The 25952-nt window shown below is 69.2% G+C and carries 24 protein-coding genes and 1 rRNA gene; 9 read left to right on the top strand and 16 right to left on the bottom strand.

Features of this window, described 5'->3' with window-relative positions:
- Positions 1-29: 29 nt before the first annotated feature.
- The gene (locus AB0I43_RS30255; protein WP_356980352.1) at positions 30-2066 is read left to right on the top strand and encodes an ATP-dependent DNA helicase; all 2037 of its coding nucleotides are present in this window, start codon (positions 30-32) and stop codon (positions 2064-2066) included.
- Between the two features lie 228 nt (positions 2067-2294).
- A complete protein-coding gene (locus tag AB0I43_RS30250; protein ID WP_356980353.1) occupies positions 2295-2996 on the top strand; it encodes a methyltransferase domain-containing protein in 702 nt (233 codons plus the stop codon).
- Positions 2997-3043: 47 nt separating this feature from the next.
- On the opposite strand, the gene AB0I43_RS30245 is transcribed toward AB0I43_RS30250, so the two are convergent.
- The 7 genes from AB0I43_RS30245 to AB0I43_RS30215 form a co-directional block, all read right to left on the bottom strand.
- Positions 3044-3532 carry a hypothetical protein gene (locus tag AB0I43_RS30245; protein WP_356980355.1) on the bottom strand — a complete coding sequence of 163 codons (489 nt, stop codon included), beginning with the start codon at positions 3530-3532 and terminating at the stop codon, positions 3044-3046.
- A gap of 132 nt (positions 3533-3664) precedes the next feature.
- Complete coding sequence (locus tag AB0I43_RS30240) at positions 3665-4354, bottom strand: hypothetical protein (RefSeq protein ID WP_357433045.1); 690 nt, start codon at positions 4352-4354, stop codon at positions 3665-3667.
- A gap of 50 nt (positions 4355-4404) precedes the next feature.
- Positions 4405-6504 (bottom strand): protein kinase, encoded by a 2100-nt coding sequence (locus AB0I43_RS30235; RefSeq protein ID WP_356980359.1) that lies wholly within the window; start codon positions 6502-6504, stop codon positions 4405-4407.
- 79 nt (positions 6505-6583) lie between these two features.
- A complete protein-coding gene (locus tag AB0I43_RS30230) occupies positions 6584-6979 on the bottom strand; it encodes a Rid family hydrolase (protein WP_356980361.1) in 396 nt (131 codons plus the stop codon).
- A gap of 88 nt (positions 6980-7067) precedes the next feature.
- A complete protein-coding gene (locus AB0I43_RS30225; RefSeq protein WP_356980363.1) occupies positions 7068-7631 on the bottom strand; it encodes a DoxX family protein in 564 nt (187 codons plus the stop codon).
- A gap of 133 nt (positions 7632-7764) precedes the next feature.
- Complete coding sequence (locus AB0I43_RS30220; RefSeq protein ID WP_356980364.1) at positions 7765-9126, bottom strand: NCS2 family permease; 1362 nt, start codon at positions 9124-9126, stop codon at positions 7765-7767.
- Positions 9127-9174: 48 nt separating this feature from the next.
- Complete coding sequence (locus AB0I43_RS30215) at positions 9175-10197, bottom strand: WYL domain-containing protein (RefSeq protein ID WP_356980365.1); 1023 nt, start codon at positions 10195-10197, stop codon at positions 9175-9177.
- Positions 10198-10249: 52 nt separating this feature from the next.
- Between AB0I43_RS30215 and AB0I43_RS30210 the strand changes: the two genes are divergently transcribed.
- Positions 10250-10639: a RidA family protein gene (locus AB0I43_RS30210; RefSeq protein ID WP_356980366.1), complete on the top strand. Its 390-nt coding sequence runs from the start codon at positions 10250-10252 to the stop codon at positions 10637-10639.
- Here the strand turns inward: AB0I43_RS30210 and glgP are convergent.
- Positions 10636-13206, bottom strand: coding sequence for an alpha-glucan family phosphorylase (gene glgP, locus AB0I43_RS30205; RefSeq protein WP_356980367.1), 2571 nt, complete (start codon positions 13204-13206; stop codon positions 10636-10638). The genes AB0I43_RS30210 and glgP overlap by 4 nt on opposite strands.
- Before the next feature lie 10 nt (positions 13207-13216).
- Positions 13217-13681, bottom strand: coding sequence for a VOC family protein (locus AB0I43_RS30200; RefSeq protein ID WP_356980368.1), 465 nt, complete (start codon positions 13679-13681; stop codon positions 13217-13219).
- 79 nt (positions 13682-13760) lie between these two features.
- On the opposite strand from AB0I43_RS30200, the gene AB0I43_RS30195 reads away from it, so the two are divergent.
- The 4 genes from AB0I43_RS30195 to AB0I43_RS30180 all read left to right on the top strand — a co-directional run bounded on the left by AB0I43_RS30195 (position 13761) and on the right by AB0I43_RS30180 (position 19294).
- Positions 13761-14354, top strand: a complete 594-nt coding sequence (locus tag AB0I43_RS30195; protein ID WP_356980370.1) for a TetR/AcrR family transcriptional regulator — start codon at positions 13761-13763, stop codon at positions 14352-14354.
- A gap of 105 nt (positions 14355-14459) precedes the next feature.
- A complete protein-coding gene (locus AB0I43_RS30190; RefSeq protein ID WP_356980371.1) occupies positions 14460-16463 on the top strand; it encodes a maltotransferase domain-containing protein in 2004 nt (667 codons plus the stop codon).
- A 16-nt stretch (positions 16464-16479) separates the two neighbouring features.
- Positions 16480-18645 (top strand): 1,4-alpha-glucan branching protein GlgB, encoded by a 2166-nt coding sequence (gene glgB / locus AB0I43_RS30185; protein ID WP_356980372.1) that lies wholly within the window; start codon positions 16480-16482, stop codon positions 18643-18645.
- A 40-nt stretch (positions 18646-18685) separates the two neighbouring features.
- Entirely contained in the window at positions 18686-19294 is a 609-nt protein-coding gene (locus AB0I43_RS30180) for an AAA family ATPase (protein WP_356980373.1), read from the top strand.
- 333 nt (positions 19295-19627) lie between these two features.
- On the opposite strand, the gene AB0I43_RS30175 is transcribed toward AB0I43_RS30180, so the two are convergent.
- From AB0I43_RS30175 to AB0I43_RS30165, 3 genes are all read right to left on the bottom strand, one after another.
- On the bottom strand, positions 19628-20485 hold the full coding sequence (locus tag AB0I43_RS30175; protein WP_356980385.1) for a tetratricopeptide repeat protein: 858 nt from the start codon (positions 20483-20485) through the stop codon (positions 19628-19630).
- Between the two features lie 61 nt (positions 20486-20546).
- A complete protein-coding gene (locus tag AB0I43_RS30170) occupies positions 20547-20918 on the bottom strand; it encodes a DUF3817 domain-containing protein (RefSeq protein WP_356980374.1) in 372 nt (123 codons plus the stop codon).
- Positions 20919-21006: 88 nt separating this feature from the next.
- A complete protein-coding gene (locus tag AB0I43_RS30165; RefSeq protein WP_356980376.1) occupies positions 21007-22227 on the bottom strand; it encodes an acetyl-CoA C-acetyltransferase in 1221 nt (406 codons plus the stop codon).
- Positions 22228-22321: 94 nt separating this feature from the next.
- On the opposite strand from AB0I43_RS30165, the gene mce reads away from it, so the two are divergent.
- A complete protein-coding gene (mce, locus tag AB0I43_RS30160) occupies positions 22322-22795 on the top strand; it encodes a methylmalonyl-CoA epimerase (protein WP_356980377.1) in 474 nt (157 codons plus the stop codon).
- A gap of 86 nt (positions 22796-22881) precedes the next feature.
- Positions 22882-23880, top strand: coding sequence for a hypothetical protein (locus tag AB0I43_RS30155; RefSeq protein WP_356980379.1), 999 nt, complete (start codon positions 22882-22884; stop codon positions 23878-23880).
- A gap of 291 nt (positions 23881-24171) precedes the next feature.
- Here the strand turns inward: AB0I43_RS30155 and AB0I43_RS30150 are convergent, their stop codons facing one another.
- From AB0I43_RS30150 to rrf, 4 genes are all read right to left on the bottom strand, one after another.
- Positions 24172-24489 carry an ATP/GTP-binding protein gene (locus AB0I43_RS30150; RefSeq protein ID WP_356980380.1) on the bottom strand — a complete coding sequence of 106 codons (318 nt, stop codon included), beginning with the start codon at positions 24487-24489 and terminating at the stop codon, positions 24172-24174.
- Positions 24490-24565: 76 nt separating this feature from the next.
- Positions 24566-25249, bottom strand: coding sequence for an endonuclease NucS (nucS, locus tag AB0I43_RS30145; protein ID WP_356980382.1), 684 nt, complete (start codon positions 25247-25249; stop codon positions 24566-24568).
- 332 nt (positions 25250-25581) lie between these two features.
- Complete coding sequence (locus AB0I43_RS30140; RefSeq protein ID WP_356980383.1) at positions 25582-25770, bottom strand: hypothetical protein; 189 nt, start codon at positions 25768-25770, stop codon at positions 25582-25584.
- 91 nt (positions 25771-25861) lie between these two features.
- Positions 25862-25952, bottom strand: a 5S ribosomal RNA gene (rrf, locus tag AB0I43_RS30135); the annotation flags it as partial.

Here is a 25952-nt window from a genome sequence, read left to right as displayed (position 1 = left end):
CTGTCGGTCCCGGGCAGTAGTCTGCTCGGGTGCCTGAACTCCCGTCTGCTTTGGAGCTGCTGTCCACCGCCGTCCAGGCGTTGGGAGGCAAGGAACGCAGCGGTCAGGTGACGATGGCGGCCGCGGTGGATCACGCGATCGACACCAAGGAGCACCTGGCCGTCCAGGCCGGTACCGGCACCGGCAAGTCGCTGGCCTACCTGGTGCCCAGCCTGCGGCACGCGGTGCGCACCGGGCGCACGGTGGTGGTCTCCACGGCGACGATCGCCCTGCAGCGCCAGCTCGTCGACCGCGATCTGCCTCGCCTGGCCCAGGCGCTGAAAGCGCCGCTCGGGCGCGAGGCGCAGTTCGCGATCCTCAAGGGGCGCAACAACTATCTCTGCCTCAACAAGATCAACAGTGTGATTCCCGAGGAGCCCGAGCAGGAACTGTTCGACGCCTTCGCCATCTCCCGGCTCGGCCGCGAGGTGCAGCGCCTCAACGAATGGGCCTCCGACACCGAGACCGGCGATCGCGACGAACTCGCCCCCGGCGTCACCGATCGCGCCTGGCGGCAGGTCAGCGTGTCCTCGCGCGAGTGCCTCGGCAAGTCGCGCTGCTCGTTCGGCCAGGATTGCTTCGCGGAGAAGGCGCGCGCCGAATCCGGCCAGGCCGATGTGGTGGTGACCAACCACGCGCTGCTGGCCATCGACGCCATCAGCGGCATCCAGGTGCTGCCCGAACACGATGTGGTCGTCATCGACGAGGCGCACGAACTGGTCGACCGGGTCACCGGCGTGGCCACCGCCGAACTCGCCTCGCCGGCGATCAGCGCCGCCGCCCGCCGCTGCGCCAAACTCATCGACGAGCGCGAGGTGGACCGGCTCGAAGGCGCCGCCGAAGCCTGGCACGAACTCCTCGACGACCTCCCGGCCACCCGCTGGGACAGCATGCCCGACGGCGCCGCGCCGGTGCTGGCCCTGGTCCGCGATGCCGCGTGGAACGCGCGCACCGAGCTGGCCCCGCCGGGATCCTCGCGGGAGCAGGGCGATCCGGAAACCGCGGCCGCGCGCACGCAGGCGCTGGCGGCGATCGACGAGGTACACGACAGCGCGGTGCGCGCGCTCACCGCGTTCGACGAGCCCGATCCGGCGAAGCGCCGCGATGTCATCTGGCTTTCCGCCGAGGAGATCCGGGGCGTGGCCCGGAAATCGCTGCGGATGGCGCCGCTGTCGGTGGGCGGGCTGCTGCGCAGCCGGCTGTTCGGCACCTCCACCGTGGTGCTGACCTCCGCGACACTGCAGATCGGCGGTTCGTTCGATAGCCTCGCCGTCACCTGGGGCCTGCCCGCCCAGCATGCGAACCGCCCCGACACCGCCACCGCGAACGGCGCGCAGGCGCCCGCCGACGGCGAGACGGTGCGCTGGAGTTCGGTCGATGTCGGCTCCCCGTTCGATCACGCCAAGTCCGGAATCCTGTACGTCGCCAAGCATTTGCCCGCCCCCGGCCGCGACGGCCTGGCGCCCGCCTATCTGGACGAGATCGAGCGGTTGATCACCGCGGCGGGCGGGCGCACGCTCGGCCTGTTCTCCTCCATGCGCGCGGCGAAGGCGGCGACGGAGGCACTGCGTTCGCGCCTGGACACCCCGGTGCTCTGCCAGGGAGACGACGCGACGGGAGCGCTGGTGCGCAAATTCGCCGACGATCCGGAGACGTCACTGTTCGGGACGCTGTCGCTGTGGCAGGGCGTGGATGTGCCGGGCCCGTCGCTGAGCCTGGTCATCCTGGACCGGATTCCGTTCCCGCGCCCGGACGATCCGCTGCTCACGGCCCGGCAGCGGGCGGTGGAATCGCGCGGCGGCAACGGCTTCATGACGGTGGCGGCCAATCACGCCGCGCTGTTGCTGGCGCAGGGCACCGGCCGGTTGCTGCGCAGCGTGGACGACAAGGGTGTGGTGGCGATCCTGGATTCCCGCCTGGCCACCGCGCGCTACGGCGGATATCTGCGCGCGACGCTGCCGCCGTATTGGGAGACGGCCGATCCCGAGGTCGTGGTCAAGGCGCTGAAACGCCTGACCAAGGCGTGATTTCGCCGGTTGGTTGCCCGGGATGTGAAACCGCGCACAACAACTGGACTTGATTCCATCCGGAAGTATGTTGGAGGCAGTCCTTCGGTGACCCCCAATTCCCCACCGAAGGCATCGGCAGCCCCCGTGCCAAGCCCTGCACGCGGCGCGGGGGCACCGCTGAGCCCCACCTAACTCGTGACGCAATTTCGGTTTCGCCATAGAGCGCCGCATGAGACCGTTGAGCAGATGAAGCACCCTCTCGACACCGATGTCCTCGGCGAATTTCTCGTCAGCGCAAGATCATTGGCGGAGTACCGCGCGATCTTCGAACTCACCGACGCCGACCTGCAGGGTCGCATCCTCGACTGCCCCGGCGGAGCAGCCAGTTTCACCGTGGAAGCGAGTGCTCTGGGCGCCCGCGTCACCGCGGCCGATCCCATCTACTCCCGCTCCGCCCAGCGGCTGCGCGAACTCGCGGTCAGCGAGACCGATCGCGGAAGCGACTGGGCCGCGGCCCATCGCGACCGCTACCGCTGGGACTGGTACGACGGTGATCCGGAGCGGCACCGCGCCGTGCGCCACGCGGCGGCCGCGCGCTTCGCCGACGACCTGAACGAGCACCCCGAGCGCTACATCGCTGCCGAGTTGCCCTCGCTCCCGTTCCGGGACAACAGTTTCGACTTGGCGCTCAGTTCGCACCTGCTGTTCACCTACGCCGATCGGCTGGACGCGCACTTCCATCTGACGGCCCTGCTCGAACTGTCGCGGGTATCCTCCGGCGAGGTCCGGCTCTATCCGCTGGTCGACCACATCGGCCGCCACCACGATGTGCTCGTCGAGCAACTCCGGAAAGAGCTGCGCCACAAGGGTATTCATACGTCGCTGCGAGAGACGGAGTACGAGTTCCATCACGGCGCGCACACGATGCTGGTGCTGCACGGAGATTGACCGGACGGCGCCGGGCCCGGCGGGTGCCGGACCCGGCGCCGCGCGGGTCAGCCGAGGGTGAACGTGGCCGTGCCCGAAACCTGCTCCAGCGGCTGGTCACGCTCGGTCATGGTGACGATCCGCGCTTCGACGCGCCCCGCGCCCGGCCCCATGCCGAACCCGACGATCACACCGTCCGAGGTGTTCAGGACATTGCCGCGCTCGTCGACGGGATGCGCTTGGCCGTTCTCCCGTCCGGTGTCCAGATTCTTCCAGCGCACCGCGACCTTGTATCGACTGCAGAACTCCCCGACCTGCGTGATCTTCAGCCGGACGCCGAACACGCCGGACTTCGGTTGCGGCACCACCACACCGGTGATGATCGCGGCGCACTCCGGCCCGCCGACCCGCGTCAGCGTGGGCGTGAAGCGGGCCTCCGGGTCCGTGGGCAGCGCGGCGGAGGGCCCCGCCAGCCCGGTCAGCCCGGCGGCCGCCACCGCGGCGATGACACCGGCACGAATCGAAAACTGTTGCAGCTGTTTACCTTTGAGAGTCATGTCAAATTTGTCGGAGCAGCGACCAGCCTTGTTACTACACATGTTGCGTTAGACAAATCACTGTAACATTCGACGAACACCATTGTTCCCGAATACCGCGCCCCCGCGAGAGCCTTTACCGCGCAGCGCTTCTCACCGCCACCGCGACTCCGGCGGCAACGGCAGCTGCGCGAGCAGCCACTCACCGCCCGGATCCAGCGCACCCCGCCTGATCCGAGCCGGGGCCTCCGCGAGCACCCACGCGGCCAGCGCCGGCGCGATATTAGGGCCATCCCGGTAGACACACACGTCGAGCTCGCCGCCCAGGATCTCCATCGCCCAGCGCTGCCAGAGCTCGCGAAAATGCCCGTCCGCCACCGGCCCCGCATCCTCGGTCCAGATCCGCAACCAGGGTTCGACAGCGCCGGTCAGCGCGACCAGGAACGACAGCGCGTCGACCGCCGAGCACCCGGCGCCGGACAGCGCCGCCCGCCAGTACCCTGCACAGAACCCCTCGATCGCCGCCGCCTCGGGCCACGACCGCCAGTCGGCCACGAACATCCGGCAGCCCACCAACTCCGCGTCACTACTCTTTTCGACGACCCCCCGCAACAACCGCGGCGACACCCAGCGCAGCCACCCCACACTCGCGTCCAGCGTCGTCCCCCACTTGAACACGGCCCGCGACAACTCACGTTCCGGAATCCGGTCCAGCGGACCGGAAAGCCGCTCCAGCTCCGCAGCACTGAAACAGTGCGGACTACAACCGGCGATCGCCGCCGTCCGCCCCACCCCAACCCCGAAGGCCCGATCCAACTCCGCCAGCACCACGTCCACTGTCACCGCACGACGCTATCGACGCGCACCCCCACCAGCCAGGAGTTTTCCGCCGATCACATGGCAACAAGCACGAAAACCAGCACACCCAGCAACGCCAGCCCCAGGCAAACCCCGATCACAGCGACAGTCGTCGGACGCGGCTGCTCCGGCCCCTCCGCACCGGAGCTACCCGGTTCCTGACCCTGCCGCGCCAATTGCTCAGGCGCCAACCCGGATTGCGGCATCGGCTGCGATCCGCCACCCGGCCCCGGCCGACCACCCGCCGGATAAGGGGTGAATTGCCCTGCCCCACCGGGCAAGTGCGGCATAGGCTGACCCACGGTTCCCGGCCCCGCGTGATCATAATCTCCCAGGTGCCGCCCCGGAGCCGGCGGCGCAACTGGGGAATGCGGACCGTCGCGGTACGCCTCGAAAGACTCGCGCGGCACCGATAGACCTGTGGAGGAATGCGGTTGAGGTGGCCACGCCGGCTCACCTGGCAGCGGTTGGCCTGCGATAGAAGGTGGTTGTGCCGGCCAGCCAGCCGAATCACCAGACGGCAGCTGACCCGCGAAAGAAGATGGCTGCGCCGACCAGCCAGCCGAATCACCAGACGGCAGCTGACCCGCGAAAGAAGATGGCTGCGCCGACCAGGCAACCGAATCACCAGACGGCGGCTGACCCGCGAAAGAAGATGGCTGCGCCGGCCAAGCAGCCGAATCACCAGGCGGCGCTTGGCCCGCGAAAGAAGATGGCTGCCGCAATGAGGCCGACTCACCGGTCGACGGTCCGCCCGCGAAAGAAGGCGGTTGCGGCAACGACGCCGACTCAGCAGTCAATGCTCGACCCGCGTACGGGGGTGGTTGAGGCGGCCAGGCCGACTCGCCAGGCAGCGATTGGCCTGCCGTCGGCCCCCGCTGTGACGAGGCAGGCGGGGCGGACAGTGGCTGGCGCGGCTGCCCCGGCGGAAACTCCCCGGTCGCGGAAGCGGCATGACGCCCAGCGGCAGGCGACTCGTCGGATAGCGATTCATCTCCGCCGACACGGGGCGGGAGCGGCGACCCCGACATCGGCAACGGCTGCCCCGACACAGGAGAAGATCCGGACGGCGAAACAGGCTGGCCAAGTAACGATTGTCCTGCGGTGGAGTGGGTTTGGTACGGCGCACCGGCCTGAGCAGGTGACGGCAGCGGCGGCTGCGATTGCCCCTGGCCGGGAGCAAACCCTCGCGGCGCGTCCGACCCGGCAGCCAGCGGCTGCGGTGGGAGTTGCTCTGCCTCAGCAGCGGGTCGGACCTGGGGCGCGGGTTGTGCGGCAGTGTCGGCGGCGCGCGTCACAGGCGCCGGGAGCACGCCGCCCATGGCCAGGTTTGCCGCGTGGGCGAATTCCGTGCAGGTGCGGAAGCGGTCGCCGGGGCGTTTGGACAGGGCGCGGTGCAGGACCGCGTCGAGGGCGGGCGGGAGGCCCCAGCGGATCTCGCTGATCGCGGGCGGCGGTTGCTGGAGGTGGCCCTGGACGATGACGGGGGCGTGTTTCGATTCGAAGGGCGTGGTTCCGGTCAGCAGCCAGTAGAGGGTGCAGGCCAGGGAGTACTGGTCGGAGGTGGGGTCGAGGTCGGCGCCCATGAGTTGTTCGGGCGAGGCGAAGGCGAGGGTGGCGGTGAAGGCGCCGGTCTGGGTGAGGTGACCGGCGTCGTCGCGGAGCTTCGCGATCCCGAAGTCGGTGAGGAAGACCTGCTCCGGAACCGACCGGGTGAGCAGGATGTTGGCGGGTTTCACGTCACGGTGCAGGACGCCCGCGCCGTGCGCGTAGTCGAGGGCCGCGGCGGTGTCGAACACGATGCGCATGGCGCGCTGCGGCGGCAGGGTGCGAGTCTCCAGCGCGCCCGCGTCCGCGCCGTCGACGTAGTGCATCGCGATCCACAGCTGCCCGTCCTCGAGCCCACTGCCGTACGCGGCCACGATGTTCGGATGCGCCAGCCGCGTGACCAGATCGGCCTCCCGCTCGAACCGAGCCCGGATCCGGCTGTCGGAGAACAGTTCCCGGCTGAGCAGCTTCAGCGCGACGCGCTGCGCCGTGCGCGGATCCCGGGCCAGGTACACCGCCCCCATACCACCGCGCCCGAGCCGGCGTTCGATGACGTATCCGGCGAAATGCGCGCCCGCGGCCACCATCGTGCCCCCTCCTCTCGATCGGCACCCCGCCCGACCCTAGTCCCCCGCACCCGCGCGCGCAGGTGCGGGGACGAGAGGTTCACCCGGCGGCGGCCACCGCGTCGACCTCGAACTGCATGTCGGGCAGCGCGAGTGCGGCGACGCCGAGCAGGGTCTGCACCGGCGGCCGGTCGCCCCAGATCTCGGCGATCTTCTTGCCGAGCACCTCGAGCTTGCCGAGGTCGTGATCGACGATGAAGGTGCGCAGCTGGAAAACGTCGGCGTAGTCGAGTCCGGCCGCGCGCAGCGCGGTGCCGAGGTTGGCGAACGCGCGGTCCACCTGTGTCGCGAAATCGGTGCTGGTGGTGTGCCCCGCGGCGTCGGAGTCGTACTGTCCGGCGAGGAAGACGAGTTCGCCGCGCACCCGCGCGACATGGCTGTAGCCGAATGCGGTCGGGTCGTGCAGTTCGGCGGGGTTGCTGATCTCGATGCTCATATCGGGACGACGACGCGGCCGCCGGCGGTGTGACATCGACGAAAAAGCCCGCCTCCCAAAGGAGACGGGCTTCACATCCGGTCGGGGGTCAGAGCACCCACTTCAGGATCAGCGTCAGCACCGCCGCGACGACGCCCACGGCGACCGCGCCCGCTCCGATCACCACACCCTGCCGCTGCCACGGGCGGCCGTGGTCGAGCGAGTACCGGCCGGGGCCGGTGAAGGCGAGCGCCGCACCGGCGGCGGCGAACAGCAGCGCCAGCTCGTAGCCGGGCTGCCAGCCCTGCGCGCCGACCGCGCCGAACATGCCGTTGGCCCAGGTCGCGTTGATCGCGTTGATCATGGTGCCGATCACGATGGCGGCGGCCAGCGGTGTGGCCAGGCCCAGCAGCAGCAACAGGCCGCCGGCCACTTCACTCAGCGCGGCCAGGGTGCCGAACAGCGCGCCGGGGTTGTATCCCATGGCCTCGAACCCGGCGTTGTTGGCTTCCAGGCCCGGCCCGTCGAACCAGCCGAACAGTTTCTGGACGCCGTGCACGAGCATCAGGCCGCCGAACACGACGCGCGCGATCAGCAGGCCGACGCCGGTGGCGTCGGCATCCAAAGACGACGCCGACTGGACCCGGGGCTTGGTTTCGGTGGTGGTGGTCATGCTGGTTCCTCATCCCTGCGTGATCGGTGACAGCTTCCGTTAGCCTCGGCAACAAACGGACCGGGGTCCGATTCGAAGCATGTTCCGACCCAACCACATTCGACCGGCGAGATATTTCCGCCGTCCGGAGAATTCACTCCGCCAGGAAGTAGAAATAGCCGGCGAACACCACCATCAGCACCCACATCGCGGGGTGGATTTCCCTGATCTTGCCCTTCGCGGCCATCACGATCGGGTAGAAGATCATGCCCATCGCCAAGCCGTTGGCGATCGAGTATGTGAGCGGCATCATGACCACGGTGATGAACGCGGGGATCGAATACTCCAGCCGCCCCCAGTCGATCTCGCCGAGCGAGCGCGCCATCAGGATGCCGACGACGATCAGTGCGGGCGCGGTGATCTCACCGGAACCGGCCACGATCGCGAAGATCGGATAGCAGAACATCGCCAGCAGGAACCAGCCCGCGGTGGTGACCGCCGTGAGCCCGGTGCGCCCGCCCGCCGTCACGCCGGCCGTCGACTCGACGTAGGCGGTGGTGGTGGAGGTGCCGATGACCGCGCCGGCCATGGTGCCGACCGAGTCCGCGGCGAACGCGGCCGAGGCGCGGGGCAGGCGGCCGTCCTTGTCGAGCAGCCCGGCCTGGTTGGCGACGCCGATCAGGGTGCCGGAGGCATCGAAGAAGTCGACGAACAGCATGGTCAGCACGACGATGGCCATCTGCGCGGTGAACGCGTCGGGCAGGTGGATGATCGCCTGGCCGAAGGTCTGGTCCAGGCCCTTGGGCATCTCCACGACGCCGTCGGGCAGATCCACCAGCCCGGTGACGATGCCGAGCAGCGCCGTCAGCACGATGCCGTAGAGCACCGCGCCGTGCCAGCCACGGACCAGGAAGATCACGGTCACGATCAGGCCGAACACCGCCAGCAGCGTGGTGCCCTTGTGGAAGTCGCCCAGGGTGACGAAGGTCGCGTCGCTGGCCCGCACGATTCCGGCCGCCTTGAGGCCGAGGAAGGCCACGAACAGGCCGATGCCCGCGCCGACCGCGAGCTTCATCTGCATCGGGATCGAGTCCAGGATCTTCTCCCGGATCTTGGTGACCGCGAGGACGAAGAAGATGATGCCCGACAGCAGCGTGCCCGACAGCGCGACCTGCCAGGGAATCCCCATGCTCAGCACGACCGTGTAGGCGAAGAACGCGTTGAGGCCCATGCCGGGCGCGAGCGCGATCGGATACTTCGCCCACAGCCCCATGACCAGGGTGCCGAACACCGCCGCGACCGCCGTCGCGGTGAAGACCGCCTGGGTGGGAATCCCCTTGTCGCCGAGCGGTCCATTGTCACCGAGCACCGCCGGGTTCACCGCGAGCACGTAGGACATCGCCAAGAAGGTGACCGTGCCGGCCATCAGTTCGCGCTTCATGGTCGAGCCGTTGGCGCTGACGCCGAAGAAGTCGTCGAAGCGACTGCGCGGACGCGCCGGCACGTCGGTGGCCATGTGGATTCTCCAGTCGTGACTGAGTACGAAAAGGGGTGCTCAGGCACGTTAGCGGACAGTTGACCGAATCGAAGATTCGTCACCGTCGGGGTGGGTGTGGCGCGCTCGGCTTTCAGTGCCCGCCGCGAGCAGCCGCCGCCCCAGCGTCCGGCACCGCTCGGCCAGTTCCGGCGGCTCCAGGATCTCGAAATCGTGGCCCAGCCGCAGCACGTAATACAGCACCGCGTCGAGATCGGCCGCGCCGCTGAGCAGCTCGCAGCGCTCCGGCCCGCGCGGCCGGACGACCGCGGCGGCGCCCGGGACGCGGGCACGCACGGTGGCGGCCGGGGCGTGCACCAGCACGCGGGCCTGCCGCGGGTAGACCCGGCTGGCCACGCCCTCCTGGACGTGGACGGCGGCCTCCGGCGCCGGACGCGGCTGGAAACGCCAGGTCCGCGCGTGCACCTCGGTCATGCGGTCGACCCGGAAGGTCCGCCAGTCTGCGCGCTCCAGATCGTAGGCGAGCAGATACCAGCGGCGATCGGAGGCGACCAGACGGTACGGCTCGACCTCGCGCGAGTGCGTCTGGTCCCCCGAAGGATAGTCGAACCGGGCCCGGACCTCGTCCCGGCACGCCCGCGCCAGGGTCATCAGCACCTCCGGATCTGCGGGAATCCTGCCCCCGGTGAAGGATTCCACCGATTCGGTGAGCGCCCGGACCTGCCCGCGCAGCCGCCCCGGCAGCACCCGATCCAGTTTGGCCAGGGCGCGCACCGCGGTGTCACCGGCCACGGCCACGGCCCCGCCGACACCGGCCAGCAGCGCTACCGCGACGACGATCGCCTCGTCGTCGTCCAGCAGCAGCGGCGGCAGATCCCGTCCCGCCCCGAGCCGGTAGCCGCCGCCGACACCATTGCCGGCGTGCACCGGATAGCCGAGCGCGCGCAACCGTTCGACATCGCGCCGCACGGTCCGCGCGGTGACACCGAGCCGCAGCGCCAACTCCGGCCCCGTCCACACCTGCCGCTGCTGCAGCAATCCGAGCAGCGCCAGCACCCGTTCGGCGGTCCCCCGCTCGACGTCAGCACCCATGGTCCGAAACTAGCGGACCGTACCTGTCCGCTAGGGCTGCGAGGGTGGGGTCATGAGCGAAAACATCCTTCTCGACCCCGAGGCCCTGCACTACAACCCCGCCTTCACCCAGGGCGTGATCGCCCCGGCCGGGCGCACCCTCTACGTCGGCGGCCAACTCGGCAGCGACGCCACGGGCCGCCTGCTCGACGGCATCGAGGCGCAGACCGAGCAGGCCATGCGCAATGTCCTGACCGTGCTCGACGCCGCCGGCACCGACCCCGCGCACGTGGTCAAGCTGAACATCTACCTGGTCTCCGGCGTCGACGCCGGGACCGGCTACGCGGCGGCCTACAAGGTCTGGGGCGAGCATCGCACGGCGATCACCGTCATCAGCACGGCCGGTCACGCCCGCCCCGGCGCCCTGGTCGAAATCGACGCCGTGGCAACGATTCCGGACTAGGCGCTCGGCGCGGCGACCAACCCGAGCTCGGCGTCGGAGGCCAGCAGGTCGTGGTGCGGGAGCACCCGCACCGTGTAGCCGACGGCGCCGGACAGCGGGACCGGGGTGTCGATCGCGAAAAGCTCGGTCCCCGAATCGGATCCGGTGTGCGTCATCGCGAGGGTGGTGACGTCGCTGAGATCATCGGACGGCGAGACCCGGCCCAGGACCGCCTGCACCACCACGTCGGCGACGCGCAGCCCGCCGAGATCGACCCGGGCGGTCAGCGACAGATCCGCGCCGATGATCGGGGTATCCGGCAGGCCCGCGCTGTCGACCTGCACCACCCGCACCTTCGGCCAGGCCTCCTCCACCCGCCGGCGGTACTCCGATACCGCACGGGCGCCGGTGAATTCGTCGGCGACGGCGCCGCGGAAGGCGCCGGCCGCCTGCGCGTAATACCGCACGGCGTAGTCGCGCACCATCCGCGAGGCCAGGACCTGCGGGCCGAGCGTCTGCAGGGTGTGCCGCACCATCTCCACCCAGCGCACCGGCATGTCCTGCGCGTCCCGGGTGTAGAAGCGCGGCGCGACCGTGCGCTCGAACAGGTCGTAGAGCGCGGCGGCTTCCAGATCGTCGCGGCGGTGCTCGTCGGTGACGCCGTCGGCGGTCGGAATGGCCCAGCCGTTCTCGCCGTCGAACATCTCGTCCCACCAGCCGTCGCGGATGGAGAGGTTGAGCCCGCCGTTGAGCGCCGACTTCATGCCCGAGGTGCCGCAGGCCTCCAGCGGGCGCAACGGATTGTTCAGCCACACATCGCATCCCCAGTACAGGTACCGGGCCATCGACATGTCGTAGTCCGGCAGGAAGACGATGCGGTGCCGCACCTGCGGATCGTCGGCGAACCGGACCACCTGCTGGATCAGGGATTTGCCGCCGTCGTCGGCGGGATGACTCTTGCCGGCCACCACCAGCTGCATCGGCCGCTCCGGATCGAGCAGCAGCGCGCGCAGGCGTTCCGGGTCGCGCAGCATCAGCGTGAGCCGCTTGTAGGTCGGCACCCGGCGCGCGAAGCCGACGGTCAGCACGTTCGGGTCGAAAACGCCGTCCACCCAGCCCAGTTCGGCCTCGGCGGCGCCGCGCTGCAACCAGGACGCGCGCACCCGGCGGCGCACCTCGGCGACCAGCAGGGCGCGCAGGTTGTTGCGGGTGGACCAGAGCTCACCCAGATCGGCCTCGCGCAGCCGCTCCCAGCCGCGCGCCTCCTCGACGAGTTCGCGGCCGATGTGCTCGCGCGCCTTGTCCAGCCACTCGCGCGCCGCCCAGGTGGGTGCGTGCACGCCGTTGGTGACCGAGCCGATCGGCACCTCCGCGGCGTCGAAACCCGGCCACAGCGGTGCGAACATCTCCCGGCTGACCTCACCGTGCAGCTGCGAGACGCCGTTGGCGCGCTGGGCAAGTCGCAGACCCATGTGCGCCATGTTGAACACCGACGGATCGTTCTCGCGACCGAGCGTCAGGATCCGATCGACGAAAAGCCCTGGCAGCAGCGCTGATTCGGCCTCGCCGTGCGCGCCGCCGAAGTAGCGGCGCACCAGGTGCATGGGGAACCGGTCGATGCCCGCGGGCACCGGGGTGTGCGTGGTGAACACGGTGCCGGACCGCACCGTCGCCAGCGCGGTCTCGAAATCCAGCCCGCCCGCAACGTATTCGCGGATCCGCTCGACGCCGAGGAACCCCGCGTGGCCCTCGTTCATATGGAAGACATCGGGATCGGGCAGCCCGGCGGCGCGGGTGTAGGCCCGCACCGCGCGCACCCCGCCGATGCCGGCGAGGATCTCCTGCTTGATCCGGTGGTCCTGGTCCCCGCCGTAGAGCCGGTCGGTGACCGCGCGCAGCTCCGGATCGTTCTCCGCGATATCGGAATCCAGCAGCAGCAGCGGCACCCGTCCGACCTGCGCGATCCACACCCGGGCCCGCAGCACCCGCTGGTCGGGCATGGCGACGTGGATCAGCACGGGCGAACCGTCGGCGGTGAGCAGGCGCAGCGGCAGGCCCTGCGGGTCCAGCGCCGGATAGTGCTCGATCTGCCAGCCGTCGCCCGAGAGCGACTGCCGGAAGTAGCCGGAGCGATAGAGCAGGCCGACACCGATCAGCGGCAGCCCCAGATCGGAGGCGGCCTTGAGGTGATCGCCCGCCAGGATGCCGAGCCCGCCGGAGTAGTTCGGCAGCACCTCGGTGACACCGAACTCCATGGAGAAGTAGGCGATGCCCCGGATCTGCTCGGACAGCTGGCTCTGGAACCACAGCGGGCGGCTCAGGTATTCGCGCAGATCCGCCGCGGCCGCGTCCACCCGCCCGGCGTATTCGCTGTCGCGCGCCAGCTCGTCCAGGCGGGCGGCGGAGACCTCGCCGAGCATCCGGACCGGGTCGTGGCCGACTTCGCGCCACAGCGCCGGGTCCAGCGTCTCGAACAGATCCTGCGTCGGCCAGTGCCATGACCAGCGCAGATTCGTGGACAACTCAGCGAGGCTCGCGAGCCGCTCCGGCAGATGGGCCCGGACAGTGAATCTGCGCAGCGCTTTCACCCCGCGAACCCTACCCAATCGCGGCGGGCCCGGCCTTGTCCGCCAGCTCCGCCGCGTACTCGGGACTGAACTGCTCGGCGTACGCCGCGGTCGGCGGGATCTCGGTGATCATGTCCAGCAGCACGCCGCTGGGGTCGGCGACGATGAAGTGGCGCTGCCCGAAGCTCTCCGAACGCAGCTCCAGCTCGGCTTTCATCCCGCCCTGTACGACCATGCGCTCCCATTCCGCGTCGACGTCGTCGACCTCGAAGTTGAGCAGTAGGCCCTGCACCGGCTTGCGGTAGGCCGCGGGCACGGTGGGGTGGGTGTAGTCGAGCAGCGCGAGTTCGAAGGACTTGCCGCCCTGCTGCCGGCGCATGCTGATGTACCAGTCGGCCTCGAACAGGATCTCGAAGCCCAGCCACTTGGTGTAGAAATCGCGGGCCTCGGCGATCTTGCCGGTGCCGAGGACGGGGTAGAAGCTCTGTAGTTCCATCGCGCTTGCCTTTCACGTACCGTTGGTATGTCAATGAAGGTAGTTCGCATACCATCGGTATGTCAAGAGGAGGTAGTGGATGGCCGGCACCCTGCGCGCCCAGCAGCGCGAAGAGACCAGGCGCACGCTGCTGACCGAGAGCCGCCGCCTGTTCGCGGCGAAAGGGTATGGCGCCGTGGGCCTCTCGGAGATCGTCAGCGCCGCCGGGGTGACCAAGGGCGCGCTGTACCACAACTTCGCGGGCAAGGCCGAGGTGTTCCGCGCGGTGCTCGAGCAGGTCCAGCACGAGGTCGGCGAGCAGGTCGCCGCCGCGGCGCAGGCCACCGCGGATCCGTGGGACCAGCTACTGGCGGGCTGCGAGGCTTTCCTGACCGCCTGCACCGATCCCAGCACCCAGCGCATCATGCTCATCGACGGCCCCGCGGTGCTGGGCTGGCACGAATGGCGCGCCATGGACGAGGCCGCCTCGGCCCGCCACCTCGGCGAGGCGCTGGCCGCCCTGATCCCCCTGGGTCTGCTCGACCCGCAGCCCATCGCACCGCTGACCCACCTGCTCTCCGGTGCCATGAACGAGGCCGCGCTCTGGCTCGCCGCCACCGACGACCCCGCTGCCCTCCCCACCACCATCGCCGCTCTGCACCGCCTCCTGGAGGGCATCCGCCGACAGCGGTGACGGTCCCGGAATCCGGCGACGGGTGCGGCGCGATCTCGGTCGGGCTCGGTGCCGGTCCGGCCGCGGGCGCACGCCGCGCGCACCGCGCCCGGTAGGTTGGTCGACGTGACCGGCCGCATCGCCATCGATGACACCGCCCCATCCATCCCCGGCGGATACCCGGCCAAGGCCGTGGTGGGTGAGGTGTTCCCGGTGCGCGCGGTGGTGTGGCGCGAAGGGCACGACGCGGTCGCCGCGACCCTGGCGGTGCGCGGGCCGGGCTCGTCCCGGATCACCCGCATCCCGATGACACCCGACTACGAGCCGGACGTGTTCAACGCGGTATTCGTCGCCCACCAGCCCGGCACCTGGACCTTCCGCGTCGAAGGCTGGAGCGACCCGATCGCTACCTGGCGGCACGCCGTGGAAGCCAAACTCGCCGTCGGGCAGAGCGCCGCCGATCTGGCCAACGACCTGGAACTCGGCGCCCAGCTCTTCGAACGCGCCGCCCAGGCCGTGCCCAAGAAACAGTTCGAGCGCCTGCGCGCGGCCGCGGCCGCGCTGCGCGGCGACGAGCAGTTGCCCGCCCGGGTCGCCCCCGCGTTCACCGAGGAAATCGCCGAGATCCTGCGCGCGACGCCGTTGCGCGACATGGTCACCCGCGGCCCGCAGCACACCGTGCTGGCCGAGCGCCGCCGCGCCCTGTTCGGGTCCTGGTACGAGTTCTTCCCGAGGTCCACCGGCGGCCGCGACGCCAACGGCACCCCGATCCACGGCACCTTCGCCACCGCCGCCAAGGAACTCCCCCGCATCGCCGCCATGGGTTTCGACGTGGTCTACCTGCCGCCGATCCATCCGATCGGCGAGGTGAACCGCAAGGGACGCAACAACTCCCTGGTCGCCGAGCCCGGCGACGTCGGCTCGCCGTGGGCCATCGGGTCGGACGCGGGCGGGCACGACGCCATCCACCCGGTGCTGGGCACCGAGTCCGATTTCGCCGACTTCGTCGCCGCGGCAGCGCATTCCGGTCTCGAAGTAGCGCTGGATCTGGCCCTGCAGTGCGCACCGGATCATCCGTGGGTGGCCGCCCACCCGGAATGGTTCACCACGCTGCCCGACGGCACCATCGCCTTCGCCGAGAACCCGCCGAAGAAATACCAGGACATCTACCCGGTCAACTTCGACAACGATCCCGACGGCCTCTACGCCGAGGTGCTGCGCGTGGTCCGGTTCTGGATCGGGTTCGGCGTCAAGATCTTCCGCGTCGACAACCCGCACACCAAGCCCGCCGACTTCTGGGAGTGGCTGATCGCGCGGGTGCGCCGCACCGACCCGGACGTGATCTTCCTGTCCGAGGCGTTCACCCGCCCGGCCCGCCTCTACGGCCTGGCGCGGCGCGGATTCACCCAGTCCTACACCTATTTCACCTGGCGCGTGCACAAGTGGGAGCTCACCGAATTCGGCTACGAGCTCGCCGCGAAGGCCGACGAGGCCAGGCCGAACCTGTTCGTCAACACCCCCGACATCCTGCACGAGAGCCTGCAGCACGGCGGGCCGGGCATGTTCGCCATCCGCGCCACCCTGGCCGCGACCCTGGCGCCCACCTGGGGCGTGTACTCCGGTTTCGAACTCTTCGAGCACCAGGCGGTGCGCCCCGGCAGCGAGGAGTACCTGGACTCGGAGAAGTACGAGCTGCGGCCGCGCCCCTTCGCCGAGGCGCTGGCCCGCGGCGAATCCCTGGAGCCGTGGATCACCCGGCTGAACGAGATCCGCCGCAACCACGCCGCGCTGCAACAGCTGCGCTGCATCCATTTCCATCAGATCGACAATGACGCCCTGATCGCGTATTCGAAGATCGATCCGGCCGGCGGCGACGCAGTGCTGGTGGTGCTCAACCTCAATCCCTATGGGCCCGAACAGGGTTTCCTGTCCTTGGATCTGCCCGCCATCGGGCGCGAATGGCACGACCATCCGGTGGTGACCGACGAGATCACCGGCGAGGAATACCACTGGGCGCAGAGCAATTACATCCGCCTGGACCCGGCCAAGGCGGTCGCCCACATCATCGCCCTGCCGCCCGTCCCGCAGCGGGCCCGCACCGAACTGGCCTATCGCAGGACGCTGCGATGAGCCCGGCGGTCACGTCGTGACCACCAGCCGCCGCGATCTCCTGCTGCTGGCGGCGGGCACCCACGCCGACCCGCACACCGTGCTCGGCGCGCACCCGCACCCCGAGGGCACCATCGTGCGCGTGCTGCGACCGCACGCCCAGACCGTCGCGATCCGCGTCGGCGCGGCCGACCATCCGCTGAAGTCGCTGGGCCACGGCGTCTTCGCCGCCGTGCTGCCGTATCCGGAGCTGCGGGACTACCGCATCCTCACCACCTATCCCGGCGGCCAGACCATGCTCGGCGCGGACGGCTACCGCTTCCTGCCCACCGTCGGCGAACTCGACCTGCACCTGATCGGCGAGGGCCGGCACGAACGGCTCTGGGATGTTCTCGGCGCGCATCCCCGCCGATACACCACCCTGGACGGCGAGGTGAGCGGCACCTCGTTCGCGGTGTGGGCGCCGAATGCCCGGGGCGTCACCGTCTTCGGCGATTTCGACAGCTGGGGCGGGCAGACCGCCCCGATGCGGGCGCTCGGCGGCTCCGGCGTCTGGGAGGTGTTCGTCCCCGGCGTCGACGTGGGCACCAAATACAAGTACCGCGTGCACGGCGCGGACGGGCGTACCGTCGATCACGCCGACCCGATGGCCTTCGCCACCGAACTGCCGCCCGCCACCGCGTCGGTGGTCACGGCGGCACAGCACGAGTGGACCGACCAGGAGTGGCTGCGCCGCCGCGCCGAGGGCGATCCGACACGCGCGCCGATGAGCGTCTACGAGGTGCACCTGGGCTCCTGGCGGCCCGGCCTCGGCTACCGGGAAATCGCCGACCAGCTCGTCGAATACGTGCGCGAGGTCGGCTACACCCACATCGAACTGCTCCCCCTCGCCGAGCATCCGTTCGGCGGTTCCTGGGGCTACCAGGTCACCTCCTATTACGCGCCGACCGCCCGCTTCGGCTCCCCCGACGATTTCCGCGCCTTCGTCGACCGGCTGCACGCCGCGGGCATCGGCGTGCTCCTGGACTGGGTCCCGGCCCATTTCCCGCGCGACGAATGGGCGCTGGCCCGCTTCGACGGCACGCCGCTCTACGAGCACCCCGACCCGCGCCGCGGCGAGCAACTGGACTGGGGCACCTACGTTTTCGACTTCGGACGCAACGAGGTCCGCAACTTCCTGATCGCCAACGCCCGGTACTGGATCGAGGAGTTCCACATCGACGGCCTGCGCGTCGACGCCGTCGCCTCCATGCTGTACCTGGATTACTCACGCCCCGACGGCGATTGGGAACCCAACATCCACGGCGGCCGGGAGAATCTGGAGGCGGTCGAGTTCCTGCGGCAGCTCAACGACACCGTGCACCGCGACCACCCCGGCGTCGTCACCATCGCCGAGGAATCCACCACCTGGCCCGGGGTCACCCGCGGCACCGACGTCGACGGCCTCGGTTTCACCATGAAGTGGAACATGGGCTGGATGCACGACACCCTCGGCTACCTGGGCCGCGACCCGATCCACCGCGCCTGGCACCACAACGAACTCACCTTCTCGCTGACCTACGCGTGGAGCGAGCACTACCTGCTGCCGATCAGTCACGACGAGGTGGTGCACGGCAAGGGCACGCTCTGGACCAGGATGCCCGGCGACGATTTCGCCAAGGCCGCCGGCGTGCGCGCGCTGCTGGCCTACATGTGGGCCCACCCGGGCAAGCAACTGCTGTTCATGGGCCAGGACTTCGGGCAGTTCCGGGAATGGTCACACGACCGCGGCCTGGACTGGCAGGAGCTGGAAAACCCGCTGCACCGCGGCATCACGACCACCGTCCAGGCGCTCAACCGGGTCTACCGCGCGCATCCGGCGCTGTGGACCCAGGACACCAGCCCCGGCGGCTACTCCTGGATCGAAGCCGACGATCGCGACCGCAACGTCTTCGCCTTCCTGCGGCACGGCTCCGACGGCTCGATGGTCGCCTGCGTCTACAACTTCTCCGGCGCCGCGCACGGCGACTACCGCGTGGGCCTGCCCACCGCGGGGGTGTGGACCGAGATCCTCGACACCGACGCCGCCGACTTCGGCGGCTCCGGCCTGGGCCACCGCGGCGCGGTGCCCACCGAAGCCCTCCCCTGGCACGGCCGCCCGCACTCGGTCTCGCTGACCCTCGCACCCAACAGCGCCCTGTGGCTGGCCGGGCCGCCCGCCTGACGCGCACGCCGCCCCCGGCCCCGTCGGTACTGTGGCGGCCATGCTCGTGTGGATCAACGGCCCGTTCGGCGGCGGAAAAACCCAGACAGCCCACGAACTGCGCCGCCGCCTGCCCGGCAGCGTCGTCTGCGATCCGGAAATGGTCGGCTTCGGCCTGCACCGCACCATGCCCGCCGCGCTGCGCGGCGACTTCCAGGATCTGCCCGCCTGGCGGCAAGGCGTCTTCGAGGTCCTCGACCTGGTACTCCAGCGGCACGAGGGCGTCGTCCTCGCCCCGATGACGGTGGTGCATCCCGGCTACTTCGCCGAAACCGTCGGCCGGTTACGCGAAACCGGCCACGACGTGCGGCATTTCGCCCTGCTGGCCGAGCACGACACGGTGCGCGAACGCCTGCGCGGGCGCGGGCTGCCCGGCCTGCGCTTCGGCCTGCGCTTCGAGAGCTTCGCCGTGGAGCGCATCGACCGGTGCCTCGAAGCGCTGCGGCAACCCGAATTCGCCGAGCACATCCACACCGATCACCTCGACGTCGCCGGGGTGGCCGACCGCATCGCCGACTCGGCGGGCCTGCGCCTCACCCCGAACGACGACGGCCCGCTGCGCACCCGGCTCCGCCAGGCGCGCGTCACCCTCGAGCACATCCGGCTCTAGTGCTGCGCGGTCTCTGGTGCTGCGCGGCCTCTGGTGCTGCGCGGCCTCCAGTGCAGCGCGGCCTCCAGGACAGCGGCCTCCAGGACAGCGCGGCCTCCAGGACAGCGCGGCCTCCAGTGCTGCGTGACCTCTAGTAGAGCGCGGTCTCCAGTGCAGCGCGGTCTCCGTGCAGCGCGGCCTCCAGTGCAGCGCGGCCTCCAGTGCAGCGCGGCCTCGAGTACAGCGCGGTCTCCAGTACAGCACGGTCTCTAATACAGCGCGGTCTCCAGTACAGCGCAGCCTCTAATACAGCGCAGCCTCTAGTACAGCCCGGCCTCTAGTACAGCCCAGCCTCTAGTACAGCGCGGTGGCGAGCTTGCGCCGGGCCGCGACCACGAAAGGCTCAGCCGGATCGAACAGCTCGAAGAGTTCGAGCAGGCGGGTGCGGGCCTGGGTGCGCTCGTCGCCGGCGGTGCGCTTGATCACCGCGATCAGCCGGTCGAACGCGGCTTCGGGCCGCTGGTTCAGCATCTCGACGTCGGCCGCGTCCAAGGCGGCGGCGAGGTCGGCCGGATCGCCGTCGGCGGTGGCGACCACCGAATCCGGGATCGACTGGGCCCGCGCGAGGAAGCGCAGCTGCCGCAGCGCGGACTTGGCCTCCTCATTCCCCGGCTCGGCGGCGATGATGGCCTCGTACGCGGCCTCCGCACCGGCCAGATCGCCGCGCTCCAGCGCCTCCTCGGCCGCGGTGAACCGCGGGTCCTCCGGCTCGGGTTGCGGCTGCTCCTCGCCGGCCCCGGCCAGCTTGCCCGCGACCGCGTCGACCACCGCGTCCAGCCACTGGCGCACCTGCGGTTCGGGCTGCGCGCCTTCGAAATCGGCGAGCGGGCGACCGCCGGCGATCGCGACGACCGTCGGGATCCCCTGCACCTGCAGGGCCTGCGCGATGCGCATATTGCTCTCGGCCTCGACGGTGGCCAGCGCCCAGGTGCCGCCGTCGGCCGCGACCAGGCGCTCCAGCGTGCGGACCAGTTCGACGCTGCCCGGGCTGCGCTGCGAGTACAGCGCGACCACCACCGGCACCTCGGTGGAACGCCGCAGGACCTTCGTCTCGAAATCGGCCTCACCGACGGCGTAATCGCCCCCGGCGGCGGCGCCCGCCGCACCAGCGGGCGGTTGCTTCAAACTGGACAGATCCACCGCACCGGACATTGCGGCGGCGACGGCAGGCGAAGGACGGCGTGGGGCAGGTCGATTCACGGGATCCAGTTTGTCACGAACGAGTGGTGACGGCTGCCTCGGCCGGGGTACCCGCGGCGGCACTGAGCTCACCCAGCTTGCCGGCACGCACCGCCCACACCTCGAACAGCACGGTGCAGAACGGCGGGATGCTGGAGACCAGCGCCAGCAGCGTGGTCTTGGCGTTCCAGCCCAGCTCGCGCGCCGCGAGCAGCGAGATGAGCAGGAACAGGACGAAGATCGCGCCGTGCACCGGGCCGAAGATCTTCACGCCGATCTCGTTGCCGTTCTCGGGCAGGTATTTGAACGCCATGCCGATCAGCAGGCCCAGCCAGGAGATCGCCTCCAGCACGGCGATGAAGCGGAAACGCTTCGCAGTGGTGCTGAGGTCGAAGAAATTGCCCATGGGGCACATTCTGCCGTATGCACTACGACAAGTCGTAGTTGGCCGCGTCACACCCGGGATCGCGCGCTCGCGATCCCGGGTGTCACCGCTAGACCTTGATGATGAGGGCGTCGCCCTGACCGCCGCCGCCGCACAGCGCGGCCGCACCGGTGCCGCCGCCGCGCCGCTGCAACTCCAGCGCCAGGTGCAGGACGATGCGGGCGCCGGACATGCCCAGCGGGTGCCCGATGGCGATCGCGCCGCCGTTGACGTTCACCTTCTCCGGATCGATGCCCAGCTTGCGGGTCGAGGCGATGCCGACCGCGGCGAAAGCCTCGTTGATCTCCACCAGATCCAGCTCGGCGGGCGAGATGCCCTGCCGTTCGCACGCTTTGGCGATGGCGTTGGCCGGCTGATCCTGCAGGCTGGAATCCGGGCCGGCGACCACACCGGCCTTGCCGATCTCGGCGATCCAGCTCAGGCCGAGCGCCTGCGCCTTCTCCTTGCTCATCACGACCACCGCGGCCGCGCCGTCGGAGATCTGCGAGGCGGTGCCCGCGGTGATGGTGCCGTCCTTGCGGAAGGCCGGGCGCAGCTTGCCCAGCGACTCGACGGTGGTGTCGGCCCGGATGCCCTCGTCGGCGCTCACCAGGATCGGATCGCCCTTACGCTGCGGCACCGCGACCGGCACGACCTCGTCGTCGAACACGCCGTTCTTCCAGGCCGCCGCCGCACGCTGGTGCGAGGCCGCCGCGAACGCGTCCTGATCGGCGCGGCTCACCGCGTCGGTGTCGTTGCGCGTCTCGGTGAGCGCGCCCATCGCCTGATCGGTGAAGATGTCGTGCAGGCCGTCGTAGGCCATGTGATCGCGCAGGGTCACGTCGCCGTACTTGAAGCCCTCCCGCGACTTCTCCAGCAGATGCGGGGCCTGGCTCATGGATTCCTGGCCGCCCGCGACCACGATCTCGTACTCGCCCGCGCGGATCAGCTGATCGGCCAGGGCGATGGCGTTGATGCCGGACAGGCACACCTTGTTCAGCGTGAGCGCCGGCACATCCATCGGGATGCCCGCGGCCACGGCGGCCTGCCGGGCCGGGATCTGGCCCGCGCCGGCCGTGAGCACTTGGCCCATGATCACGTAGTCGACCTGCTCGGGCGCCACGCCACCCCGCTCCAGCGCCGCCTTGATGGCGAAGCCACCGAGGTCGGACCCGGTGAAGCCCTTCAGGCCGCCGAGCAGCCGACCGACCGGGGTACGCGCACCGGAAACGATGACGCTAAGGGGATGGTCAGCGGCGGAGCCGTTGGGGTGGGTTGGCTCAGTGGTCACGACAAGACCTCGCTGTTCTGTGCTTATGGGGAACTACTCCACGGTAACTGGTATGACGGCCCCACAGACAGGCAGGGCAAGCTACGTTCGAGTGGTGAGCAACGCTTCGAATCAAGAGGGATTCATCCCGGGGGATTACGTCATCGCCGTCGACCATGTCGGCATCGCCGTGCCGGACCTGGACAAGGCCATCACCTGGTACGCCGAGAATCTCGGCATGATCGAGACACATCGCGAGGTCAACGAGGCGCAGGGCGTGCACGAGGCCATGCTTTCCCTACCCGGCGCGGCCGACAACGCGACTGCCATCCAGTTGCTGGCCCCGCTGAACGCCGAATCGACCATCGCCAAGTTCATCGACCGTAGTGGCCCCGGCCTGCAGCAACTGGCCTATCGGGTCACCGATATCGAGGCTGTATCGACCCATTTACGTGATCGAGGTCTGCGTTTGCTGTACGAGGCTCCGCGGCGCGGCACGGCGGATTCCCGCATCAATTTCATCCATCCGAAGGATGCTGGCGGTGTGCTGATCGAGCTGGTCGAGCCGAGCCCGAATCTTACTCACTAGTACCAAGATCGGAGCCGGAAACTTCTTCGGAATCACATTCGCGGTCGAGTCACCATGACGTTGGATGAGGCTGTAGTTTGTGTGCCATGTCGTCACCTGAGTCCGATCGCAATCGCTTCGTTGCACTGCCCTTCACCGTTGTGCGCAAGGGTTATGCGCAAGACGAGGTACGCAACTACTTCGACCGCTTCGACGCTGAACTAAGGGTCACCGCTACCGACCGGGATGCCGCTGCGGCGCAGGCCCGGAATCTCGCGAGCCAGCTGGAGGACGCGCGGGACGAGATCGACGAGCTCCGCAAGGAGGTCGATCGCCTCTCCGTTCCGCCGACCACCGCGGAAGGCATGTCCGACCGCATCTCGCGCATGCTGCGCCTGGCTTCCGACGAGGCCTCCGAGGTCCGCGCCCTGGCGCAGGCCGAGGCTGCCGAGATGGTCTCGATCGCCGAACAGCAGGCGACCGAGATGCGGGGTAAGTACGAATCCCTGCTCGCGGAGACCAAGGAGAAGCGCGAGGCGCTCGAAATCGAATTCGAGCAGACTCTCGCGAACGCGCGTACCGAGTCCGCCAAGATCATCGAGGCCGCCCAGGCCGAGGCCGACCGCATCGGCAAGGAAGCCGACGCCAAGCGCAAGGCCACCCAGCAGGACTTCGAAGTCACCATGGCCGAGCGTCGCACCAAGCTCACCCGCGCCATGGAGGAGCTCGAGGCCACCAGCCGCGCCGAGGCCGCCCAGCGGATCAAGGACGCCACCGACGAGGCCAACCGTCTCATCACCTCCGCCACCCAGACCTCCGAGCGCAAGATCGCGCACGCCAAGGAACTGGCCGAGGAGATGCGCGTGCTGCGCGGCCGGGTCCTGGCCCAGCTGCTCGGCATCCGCGGCCAGCTCGATTCGGTGCCGGCCATGCTCGCGGCGGTCAACCGGGAGAGCGAACTGCTGGACGGCGTGCCGGATCAGCGCAAGTCGATCGGCGGCGGCAACAAGCAGGTCGCCGGCTCCCGCACCAAGGCCATCCCCGAGGTCGCGTCCGAGGACGAGGACATCGACGCCGACGAGCGCGAGAACGCCGACATCGCCTGACCACCAACCACACAGGCGACGACGCGGGTGGACGATGCTGTGACTCGGTCACAAACGCGGCACCGCGGCTGAAGCTGTAGTGCCACAACAGAATTCGCTCGAAGGCCGCTCCCGCGAGGGGGCGGCCTTCCTAATTTCCGGAGGGTGGGCGGACGGCGTTTCACTGTCACATCCGTCCCGAAACCGACCCAGGTGTATGTGGCTGGTGGGGCCTACGGTATATCTAGAAGATAGAAGGCCCTTGCTCGTCCGATAGATGCGCCTGATGACAGCCCCGCCGCACGTTGACGATCAGGACCACCGTCTCGTGATGCGGCGGGTTTGGCGGCCGTTCCAGCAGCCGCGATGCCAATGCCTGCGATCTTCCTCTCCGCCATATGTCGGCCAAGCGACGATATGGGCTACGCCGGGGAGGATTTCGTGATCACAGCCGGGACACCGGTAGGTTTTGGTAGCGCGGCTGCCCGGAATGGTGCGCACCACGTAGGACTCGCCATCGGGGCCCGCGACGGAACGGCCGAGCTCGAAGCCGGCCGGGAACCCGTCGTCCAGACCGCCGCCACCGGGGGTGCTGTTGCGACTCTGCGGGCGCGGTTTCCGACGAGGCATGATTCCAGCCTAGGTCCTCACCGCACCACGCAAATCCCCGGCTACGCGCGTCGGAGCGTGTCGCCCCGACCCGACCTCAGAACAGACGGAACTCGCTGCTCTCCGTGCCACGCAGGGCGTTGTAATCGAGCGTCAGGCAGCGGATCCCACGGTCTTCGGCGAGCGTCTTCGCCTGTGGCTTGATCTGCTGCGCGGCGAAAACGCCGACCACCGGCGCCAGCAGCGGATCGCGGTTCAGCAACTCCAGGTAGCGGGTCAGCTGTTCCACGCCGTCGATCTCACCGCGGCGCTTGATCTCCACCGCGACCGTCGCGCCGTCGGCATTGCGGCACAGGATGTCGACCGGACCGATCGCGGTCATGTATTCCCGCCGGATCAGCGAGTACCCCGCACCCAAGGTCTCGATGTGCTCGGCCAGCAGCTCCTGAAGATGCGCCTCCACACCGTCTTTCACCAACCCCGGATCGATGCCCAGATCATGGGCGGAGTCGTGCTCGATCTCCTCGATGGTGATCCGCAGCTCCTCGCCGGCCTTGTTGGTTACCACCCACAGCGCCTTCGCCCCCTCCGGAGCGTCCCCATCCCGCTCCTCCAGCCAGCACGGCGGACTCATCCAGTTCAACGGCTTGTACGACCCGCCATCGGAGTGCACCAGCACCGATCCGTCGTTCTTGATCATCAACAGCCGCTTGGCCATAGCCAAATGGGCCGTGAGCCGTCCGACATAGTCAACCTGGCAACGAGCAATCACAAGGCGCACCGGTCGAGTCTAGGGCCTCGCCCCGCCCACCAATTCCCGCCCCCTCAGGTGTACGGCGGCCGGGGCCGAAAGCCGGCCTCCTGCTTGCGATCAGGACACCGGAATGATCGTGAGCACAGCGCTCAGCGGCGACGCCCAGTCCGCCAGCACGGTCAATCGACGAGCTGCGGCAGAGTCGAAAGACGAGGCTCGGAAACTGTTCTCGATTTCCTGTAGCCGCTCGGAATCACTTCACCGGATCGCGGGGGGCAGCGACAAAGACGCCGAGACCCCGCTCTGCGAGCGATACCGTCAGCACGCAGGCGTCGAGGAGCCCTTGGGCTCGAGGTACCTCAGCCATCGAGACGATTCGGGCCGAAGACTGTGTCGATTTCGGCGCGCTCCTCGGCAGCGGTGCTCGCACCGGCGAATCGAGCGAGTCGCGCTTTCAGATCAACCGACGTGGCGTGGGTGCGGCCGGCAAGGTGTTTGAGCTCGGCGTTACTGTCGCGCAGATCGGCCTGGCTGGTCATTCTCGCCATACGGTCCATGCTGAAGCGAATTGCTATGCCCAACTGGGCCGTCAACGCAAGAAGGCCCCCAGCATAAGCTGGGGGCCTTCCGCAAAAGATGTTCCGGCGGTGTCCTACTCTCCCACACCCTGTCGAGTGCAGTACCATCGGCGCAGGTGGCCTTAGCTTCCGGGTTCGGAATGGGACCGGGC

The sequence above is a fragment of the Nocardia sp. NPDC050435 genome (assembly GCF_040655395.1).
Lineage (GTDB): Bacteria > Actinomycetota > Actinomycetes > Mycobacteriales > Mycobacteriaceae > Nocardia.
The sequence above is the reverse complement of the archived record's forward strand: the minus strand, read 5'-3'. Positions and strand labels throughout refer to the sequence as shown.